At 71.2% G+C, this 15,176-nt stretch carries 15 protein-coding genes and 1 pseudogene; 11 read left to right on the forward strand and 5 right to left on the reverse strand.

Features of this window, described 5'->3' with window-relative positions; translation table 11 throughout:
- Positions 1-180 precede the first annotated feature (180 nt).
- The 3 genes from CP984_RS14845 to CP984_RS14855 are packed head-to-tail and all read left to right on the forward strand — an operon-like array spanning position 181 to position 3,724.
- Entirely contained in the window at positions 181-1,158 is a 978-nt protein-coding gene (locus CP984_RS14845; RefSeq protein ID WP_030185468.1) for a glycosyltransferase family 2 protein, read from the forward strand.
- On the forward strand, positions 1,158-2,531 hold the full coding sequence (locus CP984_RS14850) for an alpha-2,8-polysialyltransferase family protein (protein ID WP_003985094.1): 1,374 nt from the start codon (positions 1,158-1,160) through the stop codon (positions 2,529-2,531). The genes CP984_RS14845 and CP984_RS14850 overlap by 1 nt, the downstream gene beginning before the upstream one ends.
- Positions 2,528-3,724 carry an acyltransferase family protein gene (locus tag CP984_RS14855; protein WP_003985093.1) on the forward strand — a complete coding sequence of 399 codons (1,197 nt, stop codon included), beginning with the start codon at positions 2,528-2,530 and terminating at the stop codon, positions 3,722-3,724. Before CP984_RS14850 ends, CP984_RS14855 begins: the two co-directional genes overlap by 4 nt.
- Before the next feature lie 38 nt (positions 3,725-3,762).
- Here the strand turns inward: CP984_RS14855 and CP984_RS14860 are convergent, their stop codons facing one another.
- Positions 3,763-4,425, reverse strand: a complete 663-nt coding sequence (locus CP984_RS14860) for a TetR/AcrR family transcriptional regulator C-terminal domain-containing protein (protein WP_030185471.1) — start codon at positions 4,423-4,425, stop codon at positions 3,763-3,765.
- A 38-nt stretch (positions 4,426-4,463) separates the two neighbouring features.
- Here CP984_RS14860 and CP984_RS14865 point away from each other — a divergent pair, with 38 nt between their 5' ends.
- Positions 4,464-6,017 (forward strand): FAD-dependent monooxygenase, encoded by a 1,554-nt coding sequence (locus tag CP984_RS14865; RefSeq protein ID WP_100246692.1) that lies wholly within the window; start codon positions 4,464-4,466, stop codon positions 6,015-6,017.
- 43 nt (positions 6,018-6,060) lie between these two features.
- Entirely contained in the window at positions 6,061-6,438 is a 378-nt protein-coding gene (locus tag CP984_RS14870) for a nuclear transport factor 2 family protein (protein WP_030185474.1), read from the forward strand.
- A 9-nt stretch (positions 6,439-6,447) separates the two neighbouring features.
- Here CP984_RS14870 and CP984_RS14875 read toward each other — a convergent pair.
- Positions 6,448-7,596 (reverse strand): annotated as a pseudogene (locus tag CP984_RS14875) (MFS transporter); the annotation flags it as partial.
- A 54-nt stretch (positions 7,597-7,650) separates the two neighbouring features.
- Between CP984_RS14875 and CP984_RS14880 the strand changes: the two are divergent.
- Positions 7,651-8,490 (forward strand): helix-turn-helix domain-containing protein, encoded by an 840-nt coding sequence (locus CP984_RS14880; RefSeq protein WP_003985088.1) that lies wholly within the window; start codon positions 7,651-7,653, stop codon positions 8,488-8,490.
- Here the strand turns inward: CP984_RS14880 and CP984_RS14885 are convergent.
- A complete protein-coding gene (locus CP984_RS14885; RefSeq protein ID WP_003985087.1) occupies positions 8,411-9,808 on the reverse strand; it encodes a GntT/GntP/DsdX family permease in 1,398 nt (465 codons plus the stop codon). The genes CP984_RS14880 and CP984_RS14885 overlap by 80 nt on opposite strands.
- Positions 9,809-9,899: 91 nt before the next feature.
- A complete protein-coding gene (locus CP984_RS14890) occupies positions 9,900-10,427 on the reverse strand; it encodes a gluconokinase (RefSeq protein WP_003985086.1) in 528 nt (175 codons plus the stop codon).
- A 134-nt stretch (positions 10,428-10,561) separates the two neighbouring features.
- On the opposite strand from CP984_RS14890, the gene CP984_RS14895 reads away from it, so the two are divergent.
- The 5 genes from CP984_RS14895 (at position 10,562) to CP984_RS14915 (ending at position 13,404) form a co-directional block, all read left to right on the forward strand.
- Positions 10,562-11,269 (forward strand): FadR/GntR family transcriptional regulator, encoded by a 708-nt coding sequence (locus tag CP984_RS14895; protein WP_003985085.1) that lies wholly within the window; start codon positions 10,562-10,564, stop codon positions 11,267-11,269.
- A 205-nt stretch (positions 11,270-11,474) separates the two neighbouring features.
- Complete coding sequence (locus CP984_RS14900; RefSeq protein ID WP_003985084.1) at positions 11,475-11,855, forward strand: hypothetical protein; 381 nt, start codon at positions 11,475-11,477, stop codon at positions 11,853-11,855.
- A gap of 22 nt (positions 11,856-11,877) precedes the next feature.
- Positions 11,878-12,555 (forward strand): hypothetical protein, encoded by a 678-nt coding sequence (locus tag CP984_RS14905; protein WP_003985083.1) that lies wholly within the window; start codon positions 11,878-11,880, stop codon positions 12,553-12,555.
- Positions 12,556-12,589: 34 nt separating this feature from the next.
- On the forward strand, positions 12,590-12,976 hold the full coding sequence (locus CP984_RS14910) for a hypothetical protein (protein ID WP_003985082.1): 387 nt from the start codon (positions 12,590-12,592) through the stop codon (positions 12,974-12,976).
- Positions 12,970-13,404, forward strand: coding sequence for a hypothetical protein (locus CP984_RS14915; RefSeq protein ID WP_003985081.1), 435 nt, complete (start codon positions 12,970-12,972; stop codon positions 13,402-13,404). The genes CP984_RS14910 and CP984_RS14915 overlap by 7 nt, the downstream gene beginning before the upstream one ends.
- Positions 13,405-13,480: 76 nt before the next feature.
- On the opposite strand, the gene CP984_RS14920 is transcribed toward CP984_RS14915, so the two are convergent.
- Positions 13,481-15,157 carry an alpha-keto acid decarboxylase family protein gene (locus tag CP984_RS14920; RefSeq protein WP_003985080.1) on the reverse strand — a complete coding sequence of 559 codons (1,677 nt, stop codon included), beginning with the start codon at positions 15,155-15,157 and terminating at the stop codon, positions 13,481-13,483.
- Between the last annotated feature and the right edge of the window lie 19 nt (positions 15,158-15,176).

The following is a 15,176-nucleotide window of genomic DNA, read 5'->3' on the forward strand; positions in this document are numbered from 1 at the left end:
ACGCTAGGAAGGCGTTCCGTTCGGCGGGCCAACTGTGCCGCAACAACGGGTTAACAGCGCATCGCGGGACAGCGAACCAGCAGGCCGAATTGCCAGGTTAACCATCCCGCCATTCTTCGTTCACTCGCGGGTTCGCGTCCCGTCAAGACGAATGCCGGGACCGCGCCTAACGTCACCCGGGTGGTTAAGCTCTCCGTCGTCGTGCCGTTCTACAACGTGCAGACATATGCGCCCGACACCCTGCGAAGCCTGGCGGCGAACGCCCGCGAGGACTTCGAATTCCTGCTCGTGGACGACTGCTCGCGGGACGAGACACCGCAGATCCTGGCGCGCGCCGAGGGCGAGCTGCCGGGGGCGCGGGTGCTGCGGCACGAGCAGAACGGCGGTCTGGCCACCGCCCGCAACACCGGCCTGGACGCGGCCGCCGGCGAGTATGTGACCTTCCTGGACGGTGACGACTGGCTGGCCCCCAGGTACTACGAACAACTCCTGGCCGTCATCGAGGAGTTGGACTGCGACTTCGTCCGCACGGACCATGTCCAGTGCACCGCGCGGACCCGTTCGGTGCACCGCGTCCCGTACGGCCGCCGCAACGTCGCGCTGGACCCGCGCGAGCTGATCCTGCCCGCCGACCGCTCCACCTCCGTCGACTACGCCTTCGCCTGGGCCGGCATCTACCACCGCCGGCTGCTGGACGACGGCCTGCTGCATTTCCGGCACGGCCTGCGTACGGCGGAGGACCGGCCGTGGATCTGGCGGCTGCACCGCGAGGCGCGGTCGATGGCGGTGACCGGACTGCTCGGCGTCTTCTACCGGCGCGGGGTGGCGTCCTCGCTCACGCAGATCGGTGACGTACGGCAGCTCGATTTCATCCGGGCATTTGATCAGGTGATCGAGGAAACGGCGCGGGACCGGGACGCGCAGCGATTGCTGCCGAAAGCCGTACGTACATATTGCGCCATCATTTCCCACCATCTCGGCTCGATCGAACGATTCGAGCCGCCGGTGGCCCGAAAATTGCGCGCCTTGAGCGCGGCGGCGCTGAAAAGAATGCCGCAGGACATACTGAAGGAAGCACTGGATTCGATGGACACGCAGCGCGCCTCCCGTCTGCGACGGCTGCGCCGCCGTCCGGTTCCGGCGGAGGTGGCCGCCTGATGGCCCCCCGTACCGACGCACCGGCGCGGCCGCGTACGCAGATCTTCCTGGCGTCCACCCTGTACGGTGCCGCCACGCTGGCCGCCGCGCTCGACACGGGCGCCTTCGCCCCAGCCGGCCGCCGGCTGCTGCTGGTCAGCAACAACGCCGCGACCCCGGAGACCGCGACGCCGGTGGACCGGATGCCCGGCTTCGAGCGGCTGCGCGGCCGCTTCGACCGGGTGCTGTCGTGGAACGAGACGATCAGCCCGTTCCACCCCGGCGGCTGGTCCCCGCGCCAGGACGACGTGCCGCTGTGGGAGCGCCATCTGCGGCTGCTGTGGGACCTGGGCGAGGACGAGATCGAGCTGATCGTGGAGTCCATCCAGGTCAGCCCGGCGCTCGCGCTGGCCCAGCTCTTCCCGGGCGCGCCGGTCGACGTGTACGCGGACGGCCTGATGAGCTACGGGCCGACCCGCAGCAAGCTGGACCCGCTGGTCGGCACCCGGGTCCGCCGCCTGCTGCACCTGGACCTCGTGCCGGGCCTGAAGCCGCTGCTGCTCACGGAGTTCGGGGTGGGCTCGGAGACCGTGCCGACCGAGGCGTTCCGCGCGGTGCTCGCCGATCTGGCCGCGGACTTCGACGACCCGGCGCTGCGCGCCGTACCGGAGGGCGCGGCGCTGCTCCTCGGCCAGTACCTTTCCGCGCTGAACATCCTCACCCCCGAGGAAGAGGAGGAGCTGCACGCCCGCATGCTGCGCGGCGCGGTACGGCGCGGGCACCGCCGGGTGGTGTTCAAGCCGCACCCGTCCGCGCCGGCCCGCTGGTCCCGCGCGCTGGAGCGGGAGGCGGAGAAGCTCGGCGCCGAGCTGACCGTGCTGGACACGCCGGTCCTCGCCGAAGTGCTCTACCAGCGCAAGCGGCCCGCGCTCGTGGTCGGCTGCTTCTCGACCGCGCTGCTCACGGCGTCCGCGTTCTACGACCTGCCGACCGCCCGCGTGGGCACGGACCTGCTGCTGGAGCGCCTGACCCCGTACCAGAACAGCAATCGTGTGCCGGTCACCCTGGTCGACGCGCTGGTGCCCGACCTGGCGGACGAGCCGGGCGCCAAGCCGGCACCGACCCACCTCAACGGGCTGGTCGGCGCGGTGGGTTACGCGATGCAGAACCAGATCTACCCGGAGCTGCGCCCGGTCGCCGAGCGCTATCTCGCCGCCCATCTGAACGAGCGCACCTGGCGCTACTTCAAGCGCCGCCGGCTGACCGCGCTCGCCCTGCCCGGCGCGATCCCCGCCCAGCTGTCGTTCATCCCGCGCAACGCGGCCGTCCGCAGGGTCGCGCGGCGCGCGCGGGCGATGCAGCGGCGCCTGAAGAAGCGGGCCGCGTTCGGATGACCGCGCAGCTTCCGGCGGAGGCGCCGCCGCCCGCGGCGCTGCCGGGACCGTCCGTACCGGCCCTGGCCACCCGCCCCGTGGCCGCTGCTCGGAACGGAGCGGCGCCCCCGCCCGGCAAGAAGCCCCGCGGCGCGCCGCGCCTGCGTGCCCTGGACGGCCTGCGTCTGATCGCCGCCCTGATGGTCGCCGCGTACCACCTCGGCGGCCGGAACGGCGAGATAGCGCAGGCGTGGGGCAGCTCGCCCGCGCGCCAGTTCCCGTCCCTGCACGGCGTGTTCGCGTACGGCTGCCTCGGCGTGCAGATCTTCTTCGTCATCAGCGGCTTCGTCATCTGCATGAGCGGCTGGGGGCGGTCGCTGCGCGCCTTCATCGCGTCCCGGATCTCGCGGCTGTATCCGGCGTACTGGGTGGCGGTCCTGCTGGTCACGGCGGTGTTCGCGCTGCCGTGGGTGGCGTTCGAGGCGCTGGGCCCGAGCGATGTGCTGACCAACCTGACGATGCTCCAGCAGCCGCTGGGCGCCAAGCGGGTGCTGGGCGTGTGCTGGACGCTGTGGGCCGAGATGCGGTTCTACGCGCTGTTCGCGCTGTGCGTCATCCTGCCGGGCGCCACCCGCCGCCGGGTGGTGCTGTTCTGCGCGGGCTGGACGCTGGCGGCTGCGGTGGCGCAGGCCACGCACGTACCGGCGCTGGACATCGTCCTGATGCCGCAGTACGCGCCGTTCTTCATCGGCGGCATCGGCTGCTACCTGCTGCACCGCTACGGCGGGCGGGACCCGGTGGCGTGGGCGGTGGTGGGCGTCAGCTGGCTCATCGGCCAGCACTTCGCGGTGGCCGGGCTGTGGCACCCGCCGTCCGCGAACGCCTTCTCCCACCGCTCGGCGGTGGTCATCATCGCGGTCGTCACGCTGGGCTTCGCACTGGTGCTGGCCATCGCGCTGGGCCGGATGCAGTGGGCGAACTGGCGTTGGCTGACCGTGGCCGGGGCGCTGACGTACCCGTTCTACCTCGTGCACGAGCACCTGGGGTGGGTGGTCGTGCACGGCCTGCACGGTGGCCTGCGGCTGCCGTCGTACGTGACGCTCGTCCTGACGGTGGCGCTGATGCTGGCGCTGGCCTGGGTGCTGCACCGCTGGGTGGAGCGCCCGCTCACTCCCGTACTGAAGCAGGCGATCGATCCGCGTCCGCGGCGCTGAGTCCGGGCGCCCAGGGGCGGCCCGCCCCGGGCACCCGGTTACTCGCCGTGCAGCAGCGTGGCCTCGATCCCCGCGATGACGGCCCGCAGGCCGTCCTCGAACCCGCGGGCGGTGTCCCCGAAGAACTCCTCACCGGCCACCACCGTGAGCGGGAAGTCGGCGCCGTAGCGCCGCTCCCGGTCGTCCAGGTCGTAGGTGGGGTCGCGCAACGGTTCCCCGGGCACCGGGAAGACGGACTGTTCCTCGACCACGTAGCCGATCGTGTACGTATAGACGGTGAACCAGGCGCGCGCGGCCCGGTGTGGCCGGAATCCGGCGGCTGTCAGCGCGCCGATGGAGATCTCCATCGGCTGCATCGACGCGGAGTGGTTCATCCGGGTGCCGCCGAAGACCTTGCCGCCGTCGCGGTAGGCGAGCAGCGTGCGCCGTATGGCCCGGCAGGACGCGGTGAGCAGCGCCTTCCAGTCGCCGCCTCCGTAGCCCGGCCCCGCCGCGACCAAGGGCGCGGTCATCCGCTCGTACAGCTCGGTGGCCATCTCGTCGAGCAGTTCCTGCTTGTTCTTGAAGTGCCAGTAGAGGGCGGGCGCCTGGACGTTCAGCTCCTTGGCGATACGGCGCAGGGTGAGCCCTTCGAGGCCGACCTCGTTCAGCAGGCCCAGGGCGGTCTCCGCCACCAGTTTTCGGTCGAGTTTCGTAGCCACGTTGACAATTTAACACCGTTAAGCGCACCCTCGGAAGCATGGAACTTAACAACGTTAAGGACGCGGTCATGGCTCCCGCCGGCACCCTGCCCGAGCACGTCGACGTACTGATCTCCGGCGCCGGCCCCACCGGCCTGGCCCTCGCCCTCGACCTCTCCCGGCGCGGCGTGCGCGCCCTCGTGCTGGAGCGCCAGGACCGGCTGTCGCCCGGCACCCGCGGCAGCGGCATCCAGCCCCGTACGCAGGAGGTGTACGAGGACTTCGGGGTGCTCGACGCGATCCGGGCCAGCAGCGCCCGGTACCCGAAGATCGGGTCCTGGGAAGACGGCCGCATGATCAACGAGTACGTGTTCGTGGAATCCGTCGAACCGACCCCGTCCACCCCGTACGGCGCCATGATGATGGTCCCGCAGTGGCGGAACCTGGAGATCCAGTACGCGCGGCTGACCGAGCTGGGCGGCACGGTGGCGTTCGGTGCCGCGCTGGAGTCGTTCACGCAGGACGCGGACGGCGTCGCGGCCCGGGTCGTCCGCGCCGACGGCAGCGCCCGTACGGTACGCGCCGCCTACTTGGTCGCGGCGGACGGCGGGCGCAGCACGGTGCGCAAGGCGCTCGGCGTCACCATGACCGGGGAGAGCGTCACCCCGAACCCGATGCTCCTCGCCGACATCCGGCTGGACGGGCTGGACCAGCGGCACTGGCACATGTGGGAATCCTTCAACGCCACCGACTTCGTCGCGCTGCTCCCGGTGCCGCTGCGCGACTACTTCTCGCTCATCGCGGGCTTCGCGGACCCCGCCGCCGAGCCGGACACCGCGCCCGACGCCGTGCGCGAGCTCGTCGCGGAGCGCACCCACCTCACCCTGGACCAGGTGGGCGAGGTGCTGTGGTCCTCCACCTTCCGCCCGAACGCCGCGCGGGCCGACCGGTTCCGCGTGGGCCGGGTCTTCCTCGCGGGCGACGCGGCGCACGTGCACTCCCCCGCGGGCGGCCAGGGCCTGAACACCAGCGTCCAGGACGCCTACAACCTCGGCTGGAAGCTGGGCCAGGTCCTGCGGCACGGTGCCCCGGAGTCGCTGCTCGACACCTACGAGGCCGAGCGCCTGCCGGTCGCCGCGGGCATTCTCGACCTCAGCACCCGGCTGCACCGTACCGGCGACATGCGGCGCGGCAAGGAACTGCACCAGATAGACGTCGGGTACGCGGACGGGCCGCTCGCCTCCGAACGGCGCACCGGCCTCGCCGACGGCGCGCTCCGCGCCGGCAACCGGGCGCCCGACGCGCCCTGCACCACCCCGGACGGCACCCCGCGCCGCCTCTTCGAGGTCTTCCAGGGCCCGCACTTCACCCTGCTGGCCGTCGGCGACGTCGAACTCCCGGCGCTGGATGGCGAGATGATCCGTACGTGCCGTGTCGGCGGGACGGCCCCCGACCTGCTCGACGCCGAGGGGCACGCCCGGCACGCTTATGGCGAGGGCCTGTTCCTGATCCGTCCGGACGGCTACGTGGCGTACGCCGCCGACGACGCCTCCGGCCTGTCGGACGAACTCGCCCGGTACGGCGGGGCCTTGACCGCGCCGTCCGTCCGGTGACCGGGACGGGGCCGCCCCGGTCGGCGGCTGGTATTACTGGTGCATGCACGAAGAGACCGCGCAGTCCGCGATCGACACGTTCCTCTCCGCCTTCAACGCCTCGGACGACAGCCGTGTCACCACGCTGCTCGCCCAGGCGCTGACCTCGGACGTGGTCTTCCACGGACCACTGGGCCGCAGCGAGGGGATCGAGGCGGTCGAGCGGTTCGTGCTGGACCTCCGGCGCCACCCGGCGGGGGCCGGCACGATGGTGCGCTGCTCAGCGGTGGACATGCCGGGCGAGTGGGCCCGTTACCGGTGGGTCTTCACCACCCCGGACGGAGGCCCCCGCCTGGCCGGGACGGACATCGTCCACCTGCGGCGCAGCCTCATCGACCAGGTGATCGTCTTCGCGGGGGAGACCGGGCCGCCCGCCGCCTGAGCCGCCCTCCCCCGGTTCGGTCAGCGTCCGCGCGATGAGCCAGGCCACCGCGCACAGCGCGATCAGTGGCAGCAGGGCGGTCCGCAGCCCTGTGGTGTCGGCGAGGGCACCGATGGCGGGGCTCGCGACGCCGCCGACGCTGACCGCCAGGCCCAGGGTGACACCGCTCGCCGTACCCATACGGTTCGGCAGCAGGTCCTGGCCGAGCGTGATGTGCAGGGAGAACGGTACGTACAGGGCCGTGGACGTGAGGGCGGCGAAGACGTACAGCGCGGGGCCGGGCACGAGGACCAGCCCGGCGACGGCCGGGACACAGGCCGCGTAGGCGATCCGTATCGTACGGACCCGCCCCCACCGGGACGCCAGCCGGCCGCCGAGCACGGTGCCCACCGCGCCGCCCGCGAACAGTACGAACAGGGCCACCGAACCCGCGGTGGCGCCGCCGCCCACCCGCTGCTCGGCGTAGACGGCGATGAAGGCGCTCAGGCCGACGAAGACGATGGACCGGCAGACGATGACGGCGGTCAGCCGCAGGAACTCCGGCCAGTTGTCGCGGCCCGCCTTGCGCGCCGCGGCCTTGGCGACGGCCGCCCGCGGCGCCAGCGCGCGGATCACCTGAGCGGTCAGCAGGACACCGGCCACCGCGGGCACCACCAGCCACGGCGACGCGTCCAGCGAGCCCGCGGAGAGCAACGGGCCGACGGCGACCGGGGCGAGGGCGAAGCCGATGTTGCCGCCGAGGGAGAACCAGCCCATGGCGACATGGCTGCCGCCGCTCGCGACGCGGGCCAGCCGTGCGGCCTCCGGGTGGTAGGCGGCGACGCCGATGCCCGAGAGGGCGACCGCGGCGCAGGTCGGGCCGTAGGAGTCGCCGAGTACCGACAGGGCGATGCCCAGGCCCGCGCACAGCGTGCTCACCGGGATCAGCCAGGGCATCGTCCAGCGGTCGGTGAGCGAGCCGAACAGGGGCTGGACGAGGGAGGAGAGGAGGGTGGCGGCCAGCACGATGCCGGAGGCGGCGGCGTAGCCGTAGTGGCGCTCGGCCACCAGGAAGGGCACCAGGGCCGGGACCGCGCCCTGGTAGAAGTCCACCGCCGCGTGTCCGACGGACATCGTCGCGACCGGCCGCCGGGGCGCGGACACGTGTTTCGTCGTCATGTACCGATCATGGCGAGCGCGCCCGGTGGCGGGCTTCTCATAAGCTGCCACGTCATGCCGGTTTTCCGCCATCACCCGTCGCACGTCACGACCATCACCCGCTTCCTGCCGCAGGGTACGGAGGTGACGGCCCACCACCACGACATCCACCAGATCGTCTACGCGGGGCGCGGCGTGCTCACCGTGACCACGGACGCCGGGAGCTGGGTCGCGCCGGCCACCCGCGCGATCTGGATACCGGCCGGGACGGTGCACGAGCACCGGGCGCACGGGGACACCGATCTGCACACCGTCGGCGTGCCCGTGGACACCAACCCGCTGGGGCTGGACCGGCCCGCCGTCCCGGCGGTCGGCCCGCTGCTGCGCGAACTGATCATCGCGTACAGCGGTCCGGGCAGCCGCCGTACGGCGGAGGCGCGGCGCCTGCTGGCCGTACTCCTCGACCAGCTGCGCCACGCCCCGCTCCAGGCCCTCCATCTGCCCACGCCCCGCGATCCGCGCCTGGTGGCGGTGTGCGCGATGCTGCGCGCCGACCCGGCCGACCCGCGCCCGCTCGCCGGGCTCGGCGCCGCGGCCGGGGCGAGCGAGCGGACGCTGGCCCGCCTCTTCCGCGCCGAGCTGGGCATGACCTTCCCGCAGTGGCGTACGCAGCTGCGGCTGCACCACGCGCTGGTGCTGCTGACGCGGGACGACCCGGCGCTGTCCGTGACCGCGATCGCGCACCGCTGCGGCTGGGCCTCGGCCAGCGCCTTCATCGATGCCTTCCGCCGGTCGTTCGGACACACGCCGGGCGCCCACCGGGACCTGTACGGCGCTACAGCACCAGGGACAGCAACAGGACGCACACGATCCCGACGACCGAGATCAGCGTCTCCATCAGCGACCAGGTCTTGATCGTCTGGCCGACGTTCATGCCGAAGTACTCCTTCACCATCCAAAAACCCGCGTCGTTGACGTGGCTGAAGAACAGCGAACCGCAGCCGACGGCGAGGACGAGCAGGGCGGCGTGGGTGGTGGACATCTCGGCGGCCAGCGGCGCCACCAGGCCCGCGGCGGAGATGGTGGCGACCGTCGCGGAGCCGGTCGCGAGCCGGATCGCGACCGCGATCAGCCAGGCCAGCAGCAGGGTGGAGATGTTCCAGTCCTTGGACAGCTCCAGGATCATCTGCCCGACGCCCGCGTCCACCAGGGTCTGCTTGAAGCCGCCGCCCGCGCCGACGATCAGCAGCACACCGGCGATCGGCGCGAGGGACTTCTCGACGGTGGAGGCGATCCGGCCCTTGGTGAAACCGGCCGACCGGCCCAGCGTGAACATACCGACGATGACGGCGGTGAGCAGCGCGATCAGCGGCGAGCCCACCACGTCGAAGACGCGCTGAATCGTGGTGCCCTTGTCGTCCACGACGACGTCCACCAGGGCCTTGGCCAGCATCATCACGACGGGCAGCAGCACGGTGGCGACGGTGATGCCGAAGCCGGGGCGCTTGTCCAGCTCGCCGCTGGCCCGCTCGGGGACCATCTTCTCCGGCGGCTGGATGTCGACCCAGCGGGCGGCGTAGCGGGAGAACAGCGGACCGGCGACGATCGCCGTCGGAATCGCGACGACCACGCCGAGCGCCAGGGTGACGCCCAGGTTGGCGTGCAGCGCGTCGATGGCGGCCAGCGGGCCGGGGTGCGGCGGGATCAGGCCGTGCATCACGGACAGGCCGGCCAGCGCCGGGATGCCGATGCGCATCAGGGAGAAGTTGCCGCGCTTGGCGACCAGCAGCACCACGGGGATCAGCAGCACGATGCCGACCTCGAAGAAGATCGGCAGGCCGACGATGCCGGCGATCAGCACCATCGCCCACGGCATCACGCGTCCGCTCGCCTTCGCCAGGATCGTGTCGACGATCTGGTCGGCGCCCCCGGAGTCGGCGAGCAGCTTGCCGAGGATCGCGCCCAGCGCGATCAGGATGCCGGTGCCCGCGACCGTACTGCCCAGGCCCGACGAGAAGCTGGCGATGGCCTTGTCCAGCGGCGCGCCCGCCACCGCGCCCAGCACCAGCGAGCCGATGATCAGGGACAGGAAGGCGTGCAGCTTGAACTTGGTGATGAGCAGGACGATGACGGCGATGCCCGCGAGGACGGCGATGCCGAGCTGCGCGTGACCGGCCGAGGTGATCGGCTCGGTCGCATCCGCTGCCAGCATCTCGACGCTGAGATGTGTCACGGCTGTTCCCTAAGGGGTGCTGTTACTGGTTGTGGTGGTGGCCCTGAGCGATGACGCGCGGGGCGTACGGGCCAGGGCCCGCGGCAGGAGGTCAGGCGGGGGTGGGCCGGCCGGTGTCGTAGCGGCGCAGCGCGGCGACGGCGCGGTCGGCGATCTCCCGCGGGGTGCCGGAGACGTCCACGGCGACGCCCGCCTCGTCGGCGCCGAGCGGCTCCAGGGTGGCGAACTGGGAGTCCAGCAGCGCGGTGGGCATGAAGTGGCCCTTGCGCTCGGCCATCCGGGACTCGATCAGCGACCGGTCGCCGGTCAGGTGCAGGAAGACGACGCCGGGCGCGGCGGCCCGCAGCCGGTCGCGGTAGGCGCGCTTGAGCGCCGAGCTGCTGACCACACCGCCCTGACCCGCACGTCCGTGCGCCCAGGCGCCGATGGCGTCCAGCCACGGCCACCGGTCGGCGTCGTCGAGCGGGGTGCCGGCCGACATCTTGGCGATGTTGGCCGGGGGATGGAAGTCGTCGCCCTCGGCGTAGGGGACATCAAGGTCGGCGGCCACCAGCGGCCCGATCGTCGTCTTGCCGGTGCCGGCCACGCCCATCACGACGATGACGTGGGGGGTGCTCATCCCGTGTACCTCGCTGTCCTCTTTGACCTCGGTCTGACGTCCCACTGAAACCCATGGGATACGACGTATTCAAGCCCCTGTGACGTAAAAGTCATACTTAAAGGCGGGCCACCCTGGGAACGTAGGCTGAAGCCATGGAGAACCAGGGGGCGGGACAGGGACTGCACGCGCGGGTACTGGAGACCCTGGGACCCGCCATCACCGCGGGCGAGTACCCGCCGGGCACGATCTTGCGCACCGACGAGCTGGAGGAGCGCTTCGAGGTCTCCCGCACGGTCATCCGCGAGGCGATACGGGTCCTGGAGTCCATGCACCTGGTCGCCTCCCGGCGCCGGGTCGGCGTGACCGTGCGCCCGGCCGAGGAGTGGAACGTCTACGACCCGCGCGTCATCGGCTGGCGCCTGGCCGGGCCCGACCGGCCCCGGCAGCTGCGCTCGCTGACCGTGCTGCGCTCCGCCGTCGAACCGGTCGCGGCGGGCCTGGCGGCCCGGCACGCCACACCGCGGCAGTGCGCCGAGCTGACCGAGCACGCCATGGGCATGGTCGCCACCTCGCGCGGCCAGCAGCTCGACGCGTACCTGGTGCACGACACGGCCTTCCACCGCGTCATCCTGAACGCCTCCGGCAACGAGATGTTCGCCCGGCTGGGCGATGTGGTGGCCGCGGTCCTCACCGGCCGTACCCACCATCACGTGATGTTCACCGACCCCGACCCGGCCGCGGTGACCCTGCACGTCCAGGTCGCCGAGGCGGTACGGGTCGGCGACGCGGACCGCGCCGAGGAGCTGACCCGCGAGATCACGGCCGGCGCCATGGCCGAACTGGACGTACTGGCGCCGTAGTCGCACCCGACCACGAGACCCGGAAGCGAAATGCCCGTACGGAAATTCGTGGTCGACCGCTGAGTTCCCGCTCCGCACCGAAGTATCGGCTCTTTTCCCTTCCCACCGGCGGTCCGGCCGGGGCTAACTGTGAGGGCACGGCGCGGCATCGGAAACCGATGCCCTTCCTCTGCGCCGCAGCACAGTTCAGAGAAAGGCCGGAACCTTGAGAACTGCCCGAAGGACCGCATTCGGCCTGGCGGCCGGCGCCACCCTCTGCGCTTCCGCCCTGGCACTCGCCCCGGCCGCGCACGCGGGGACCGACAACTACATCAAAATCACCAACAAGGCGGGAATCGTCGCCACCACGTGTTACGAGTGGCAGGGCGTTTCCAGCGGCAAGGACTACTGCCACGAGGCGTACGCCGTGGGCCAGACCCGTACCGCGCATTTCCCGGCGGACGCCACCTCGGCCGTCATCGACCTGAAGCTGTCGAAGTGGGACCGCGCCAGGGACAGCGCCGCGGTGAAGGACCTCAGCAAGAACCACTGCTTCGAGATCCGGGGACTGCTCGGGTCGGAGAAGCTGATCGAGACCGGCTGCTGAAACACGAGGGAGAAAACCCATCATGAACGTCACACGTGTGGGCATCGTGGCCGGTGCACTCACCGCAGCATTCGCCCTCGCCGCCCCGATGGCTTCCGCCACGCCGCCCGAATACAAGGCGGTGGACGGCGCGAAGGACAACTGGGTGAACGAGGGACAGCTCTCGGTCGAATACAACAACGGGATCAAGGACACCGACCCGGCGCGCGTCAAGGAAGCCCTCGACCAGTGCAAGGGCCAGTCGGTCTCGTGCAAGGCGACCACGGTCGGCACCCCGGAGAAGGTGACGAAGTGGTTCGAGGCGGGGGAAGGCGGCGGCAACCCCAAGGTGGTCGAGAACTGCAGGACGGACGACGGCGCGAAGGACGTGGACCACACGGTCGGCGGCATGCACGCGTTCGCCTGGAGCTGGAACATCGGGGCCAGCGTCGACATCCCGCTGGCCAAGGGTGTCGGTATCGGAATCAAGGGTGAGTACACCGAGACCAATACCGACACGAAGACCGAAGCCACCAAGATAACCGTGAAGCCGGGTTACCGGGGCACGCTCCAGCTCGGTCACGACATGGAGCGCACCACTTCCGACATCACCATCCAGGGCGGGAAGTTCGGCGGCGCGAAGATAACCGGAGTACGTACCGAGGCTCTCCTCAAGGACAGTGCCGGGCGCGTCCGTCCGGACATCGTGAAGTGCGGTTAGCAGCCACCAGCGGGACCGACAAAAGGACACAGCCATGTCGAACATCAGGAGAGCGGCCGCCTGCGCCGCCACCGCGATCGGTATCGGACTGGCCGGCACCGCGGTGACGGCGGCACCGGCCTTCGCCGCGGGATCGGGCCACTACATCAACTTCTCGAACGAGGGCGGGTTCGTGGTCAACACCTGCTACAAGTGGAAGGGCTCGCAGACCGCCGACACATGCGACTCCGGAAAGCCCATCACCTCCACCTGGCGCGTGGAAATACCGGATGACGCGACCGGTGTGGAACTCAATGTGAACGTGCTGGCGCAAGCCGGCGGCAAGAATCTCTCACCGCAGATCACCGACCTGAAGCGGGATTACTGCTACACGCTCTACGGCACCACGTTCACCGCGAAGATCGTGGAGAAGACATGCTGAGCCGGGACGGGAGCAACACGGTCGTGCACACCGGAATGCGACGGATGAAGCGGGCGGGCGGACTCGGCGCTGCCGCTCTCGCCCTCACCCTGGGCGGTGGAATCCTGACGGCGCCGTCGGCCGCCGCGAGCACGGAGAACTTCATCCAGTTCAAGAACGACGCGCTGTACTTCGTCAGCACCTGCTTCGAATGGCAGGGCCCGGACGGGGTGCTGAAGACCGACTGCTACGAGGCCAAGGCCAAGGGGCAGACCTGGAAGGCGTACTTCCCCGCGGAGGCGACCAAGGCCGACGTCAAGGTGACCTTCGCCGGTTACACGGGCGGCCCGCCGAAGACGGTCACCGTCGACGACGTCAACAAGAACCACTGCTACCAGCTCAAGGGGACCTGGCCGAACTACGCCGACGTCCTGCGCGTGAACTGCTGACCCGGGCACCGCCGGACCACCGGCCCCCGGACCACCGGTCTCCCCCAAGACCGCCGGTGGCCCGGGGGCCGCGCCGTCAGGCTCCGTACGCGTTCTGCTCCGCGAACCGGCGTGCCAGAGCCGTGAGCAGCTCGGGGGCGTCCTCGCGCGGCAGCACCGCCTCGATCAGCACCAGCTCGTGAGGCGTACGGGCGGCGAGCGCGAGCGCGTCGGCCAGCTCGGCGGGCGTCGTCACCCGCACCGCGACCGTGCCGGGGCCCGCGCCGAAGGCGGCGGGCAGGGCCGTGTAGTCCCAGGCGGCGATGTCGTTGTACGACGCGGTGGCGCCGTGGATGGCCCGCTCGACCGTGTAGCCGTCGTTGTTGACGACCACGATCACCGGGGCGGCGCCGTACCGGGCCATGGTGCCCAGTTCCTGCGCGGTCAGCTGGAGGGAGCCGTCCCCGATCACCAGCACCGAACGCCGCTCGGGCGCGGCCAGTGCGGTACCGAGGGTGGCGGGCAGGGTGTAGCCGATCGAGCCCCACAGGGGCTGCCCGACGAAGCGGCCGTCCGCGGGCAGCGGCACTTCCTGGGCGCCGTAGAAAGCCGTGCCCTGCTCGGCGACGAGCACACTGCCCTCCGGCAGGAAAGACCCCACCGCGGACCACAGATGACGCTGCGTCAGCTCATCACCACCCACAACAGGCGGGCACGCGACACCCTCCCCGTACCCGTCCGGCACCGGCAGCCGTACGGCCCGCAGCACTTCACCCAGCCCGCCGACCGCCTCGGCCATGCCTATGCCCTCGTACACCGCGCGGCCCGCCGCCGCCCGCGACGGCCGCAGCTCGATGGTGCGCTCCGGAGCGAAGTGGTGGCTGAAGCCGCCGGTCACACTGTCCGAGACCGGGGCGCCGACCAGGATCAGACAGTCCGCGTCCTCGACGGCCGACCGGGCCCGCTTGTCGCTGATCTCACCGGTGTACGTACCGGCGAACCCTGCGGCGGTCTCGTCCAGCACGCCCTTTCCGCTGGAGAACACGGCGGACCGGACCGGCGCCGCGGCGAGCAGCTCGCGCAGTGGTCCGCGCAGCCCGTAACGCTCGGCCTCGTGCCCGGCCAACACGGTGACACTGCGCGCCCCGTCCAGCATGCGCGCACAGCTCGCGAGAAAGTCCCGCAACAACCCCTCATCCACCGGCTCCGCCGCTGCGAGCAGCGGCTCATCCGGAGCCGGAACCCGGGCCAGGACCACATCCGTCGGCAGGTTCAGGTGGACCGGCCTGCTCTGCCGCACCATGGCGCGCAGTACGCGGTCGATCTCCGCGGGCGCATTGTCCGCGGTCAGATCGGCGCGCGCCACGGTGACTTCGGCGAACATCCGGCCGAAGTGACCGTAGTCGCCGTCCATCAGGGTGTGGTGCACCGGGCGGCCCGCCGTGGCGACCGTGGTGGCGGGCATGCCGGTGACGGCGACGACCGGCACCGATTCGGCGTATGCGCCGGCGACGCCGTTGACGGCCGACAGCTCGCCGACGCCGAAGGTGGTGACGAGGGCGGCGGCGCCGCGCAGCCGGGCGTAGCCGTCGGCGGCGTAGGCGGCGTCCAGCTCGTTGCAGGTGCCCACCCAGACATGGTCCGGCGAGTCGGCGACCTGGTCGAGGAAGCCGAGGTTGTAGTCGCCGGGCACGCCGAAGAGGTGCGCGACGCCGAGCTCGCGCAGGCGGCGGAGGAGGTACGCGGCAACGGTGACGTGGGGGGTGTCCGACATGACGTGACCGGCCTTTCTT

Source organism: Streptomyces rimosus (assembly GCF_008704655.1).
Taxonomy (GTDB): Bacteria; Actinomycetota; Actinomycetes; order Streptomycetales; family Streptomycetaceae; genus Streptomyces; species Streptomyces rimosus.

Bases quoted from the DNA above. Each gene is read 5' to 3' on its own strand.
- CP984_RS14850 (WP_003985094.1), top strand. From the start codon at position 1,158: ATGGCCCCCCGTACCGACGCACCGGCGCGGCCGCGTACGCAGATCTTC.
- CP984_RS14855 (WP_003985093.1), top strand. From the start codon at position 2,528: ATGACCGCGCAGCTTCCGGCGGAGGCGCCGCCGCCCGCGGCGCTGCCG.
- CP984_RS14865 (WP_100246692.1), top strand. From the start codon at position 4,464: ATGGAACTTAACAACGTTAAGGACGCGGTCATGGCTCCCGCCGGCACC.
- CP984_RS14870 (WP_030185474.1), top strand. From the start codon at position 6,061: ATGCACGAAGAGACCGCGCAGTCCGCGATCGACACGTTCCTCTCCGCC.
- CP984_RS14880 (WP_003985088.1), top strand. From the start codon at position 7,651: ATGCCGGTTTTCCGCCATCACCCGTCGCACGTCACGACCATCACCCGC.
- CP984_RS14890 (WP_003985086.1), bottom strand. From the start codon at position 10,427: ATGAGCACCCCCCACGTCATCGTCGTGATGGGCGTGGCCGGCACCGGC.
- CP984_RS14895 (WP_003985085.1), top strand. From the start codon at position 10,562: ATGGAGAACCAGGGGGCGGGACAGGGACTGCACGCGCGGGTACTGGAG.
- CP984_RS14905 (WP_003985083.1), top strand. From the start codon at position 11,878: ATGAACGTCACACGTGTGGGCATCGTGGCCGGTGCACTCACCGCAGCA.
- CP984_RS14910 (WP_003985082.1), top strand. From the start codon at position 12,590: ATGTCGAACATCAGGAGAGCGGCCGCCTGCGCCGCCACCGCGATCGGT.
- CP984_RS14915 (WP_003985081.1), top strand. From the start codon at position 12,970: ATGCTGAGCCGGGACGGGAGCAACACGGTCGTGCACACCGGAATGCGA.
- CP984_RS14920 (WP_003985080.1), bottom strand. From the start codon at position 15,157: ATGTCGGACACCCCCCACGTCACCGTTGCCGCGTACCTCCTCCGCCGC.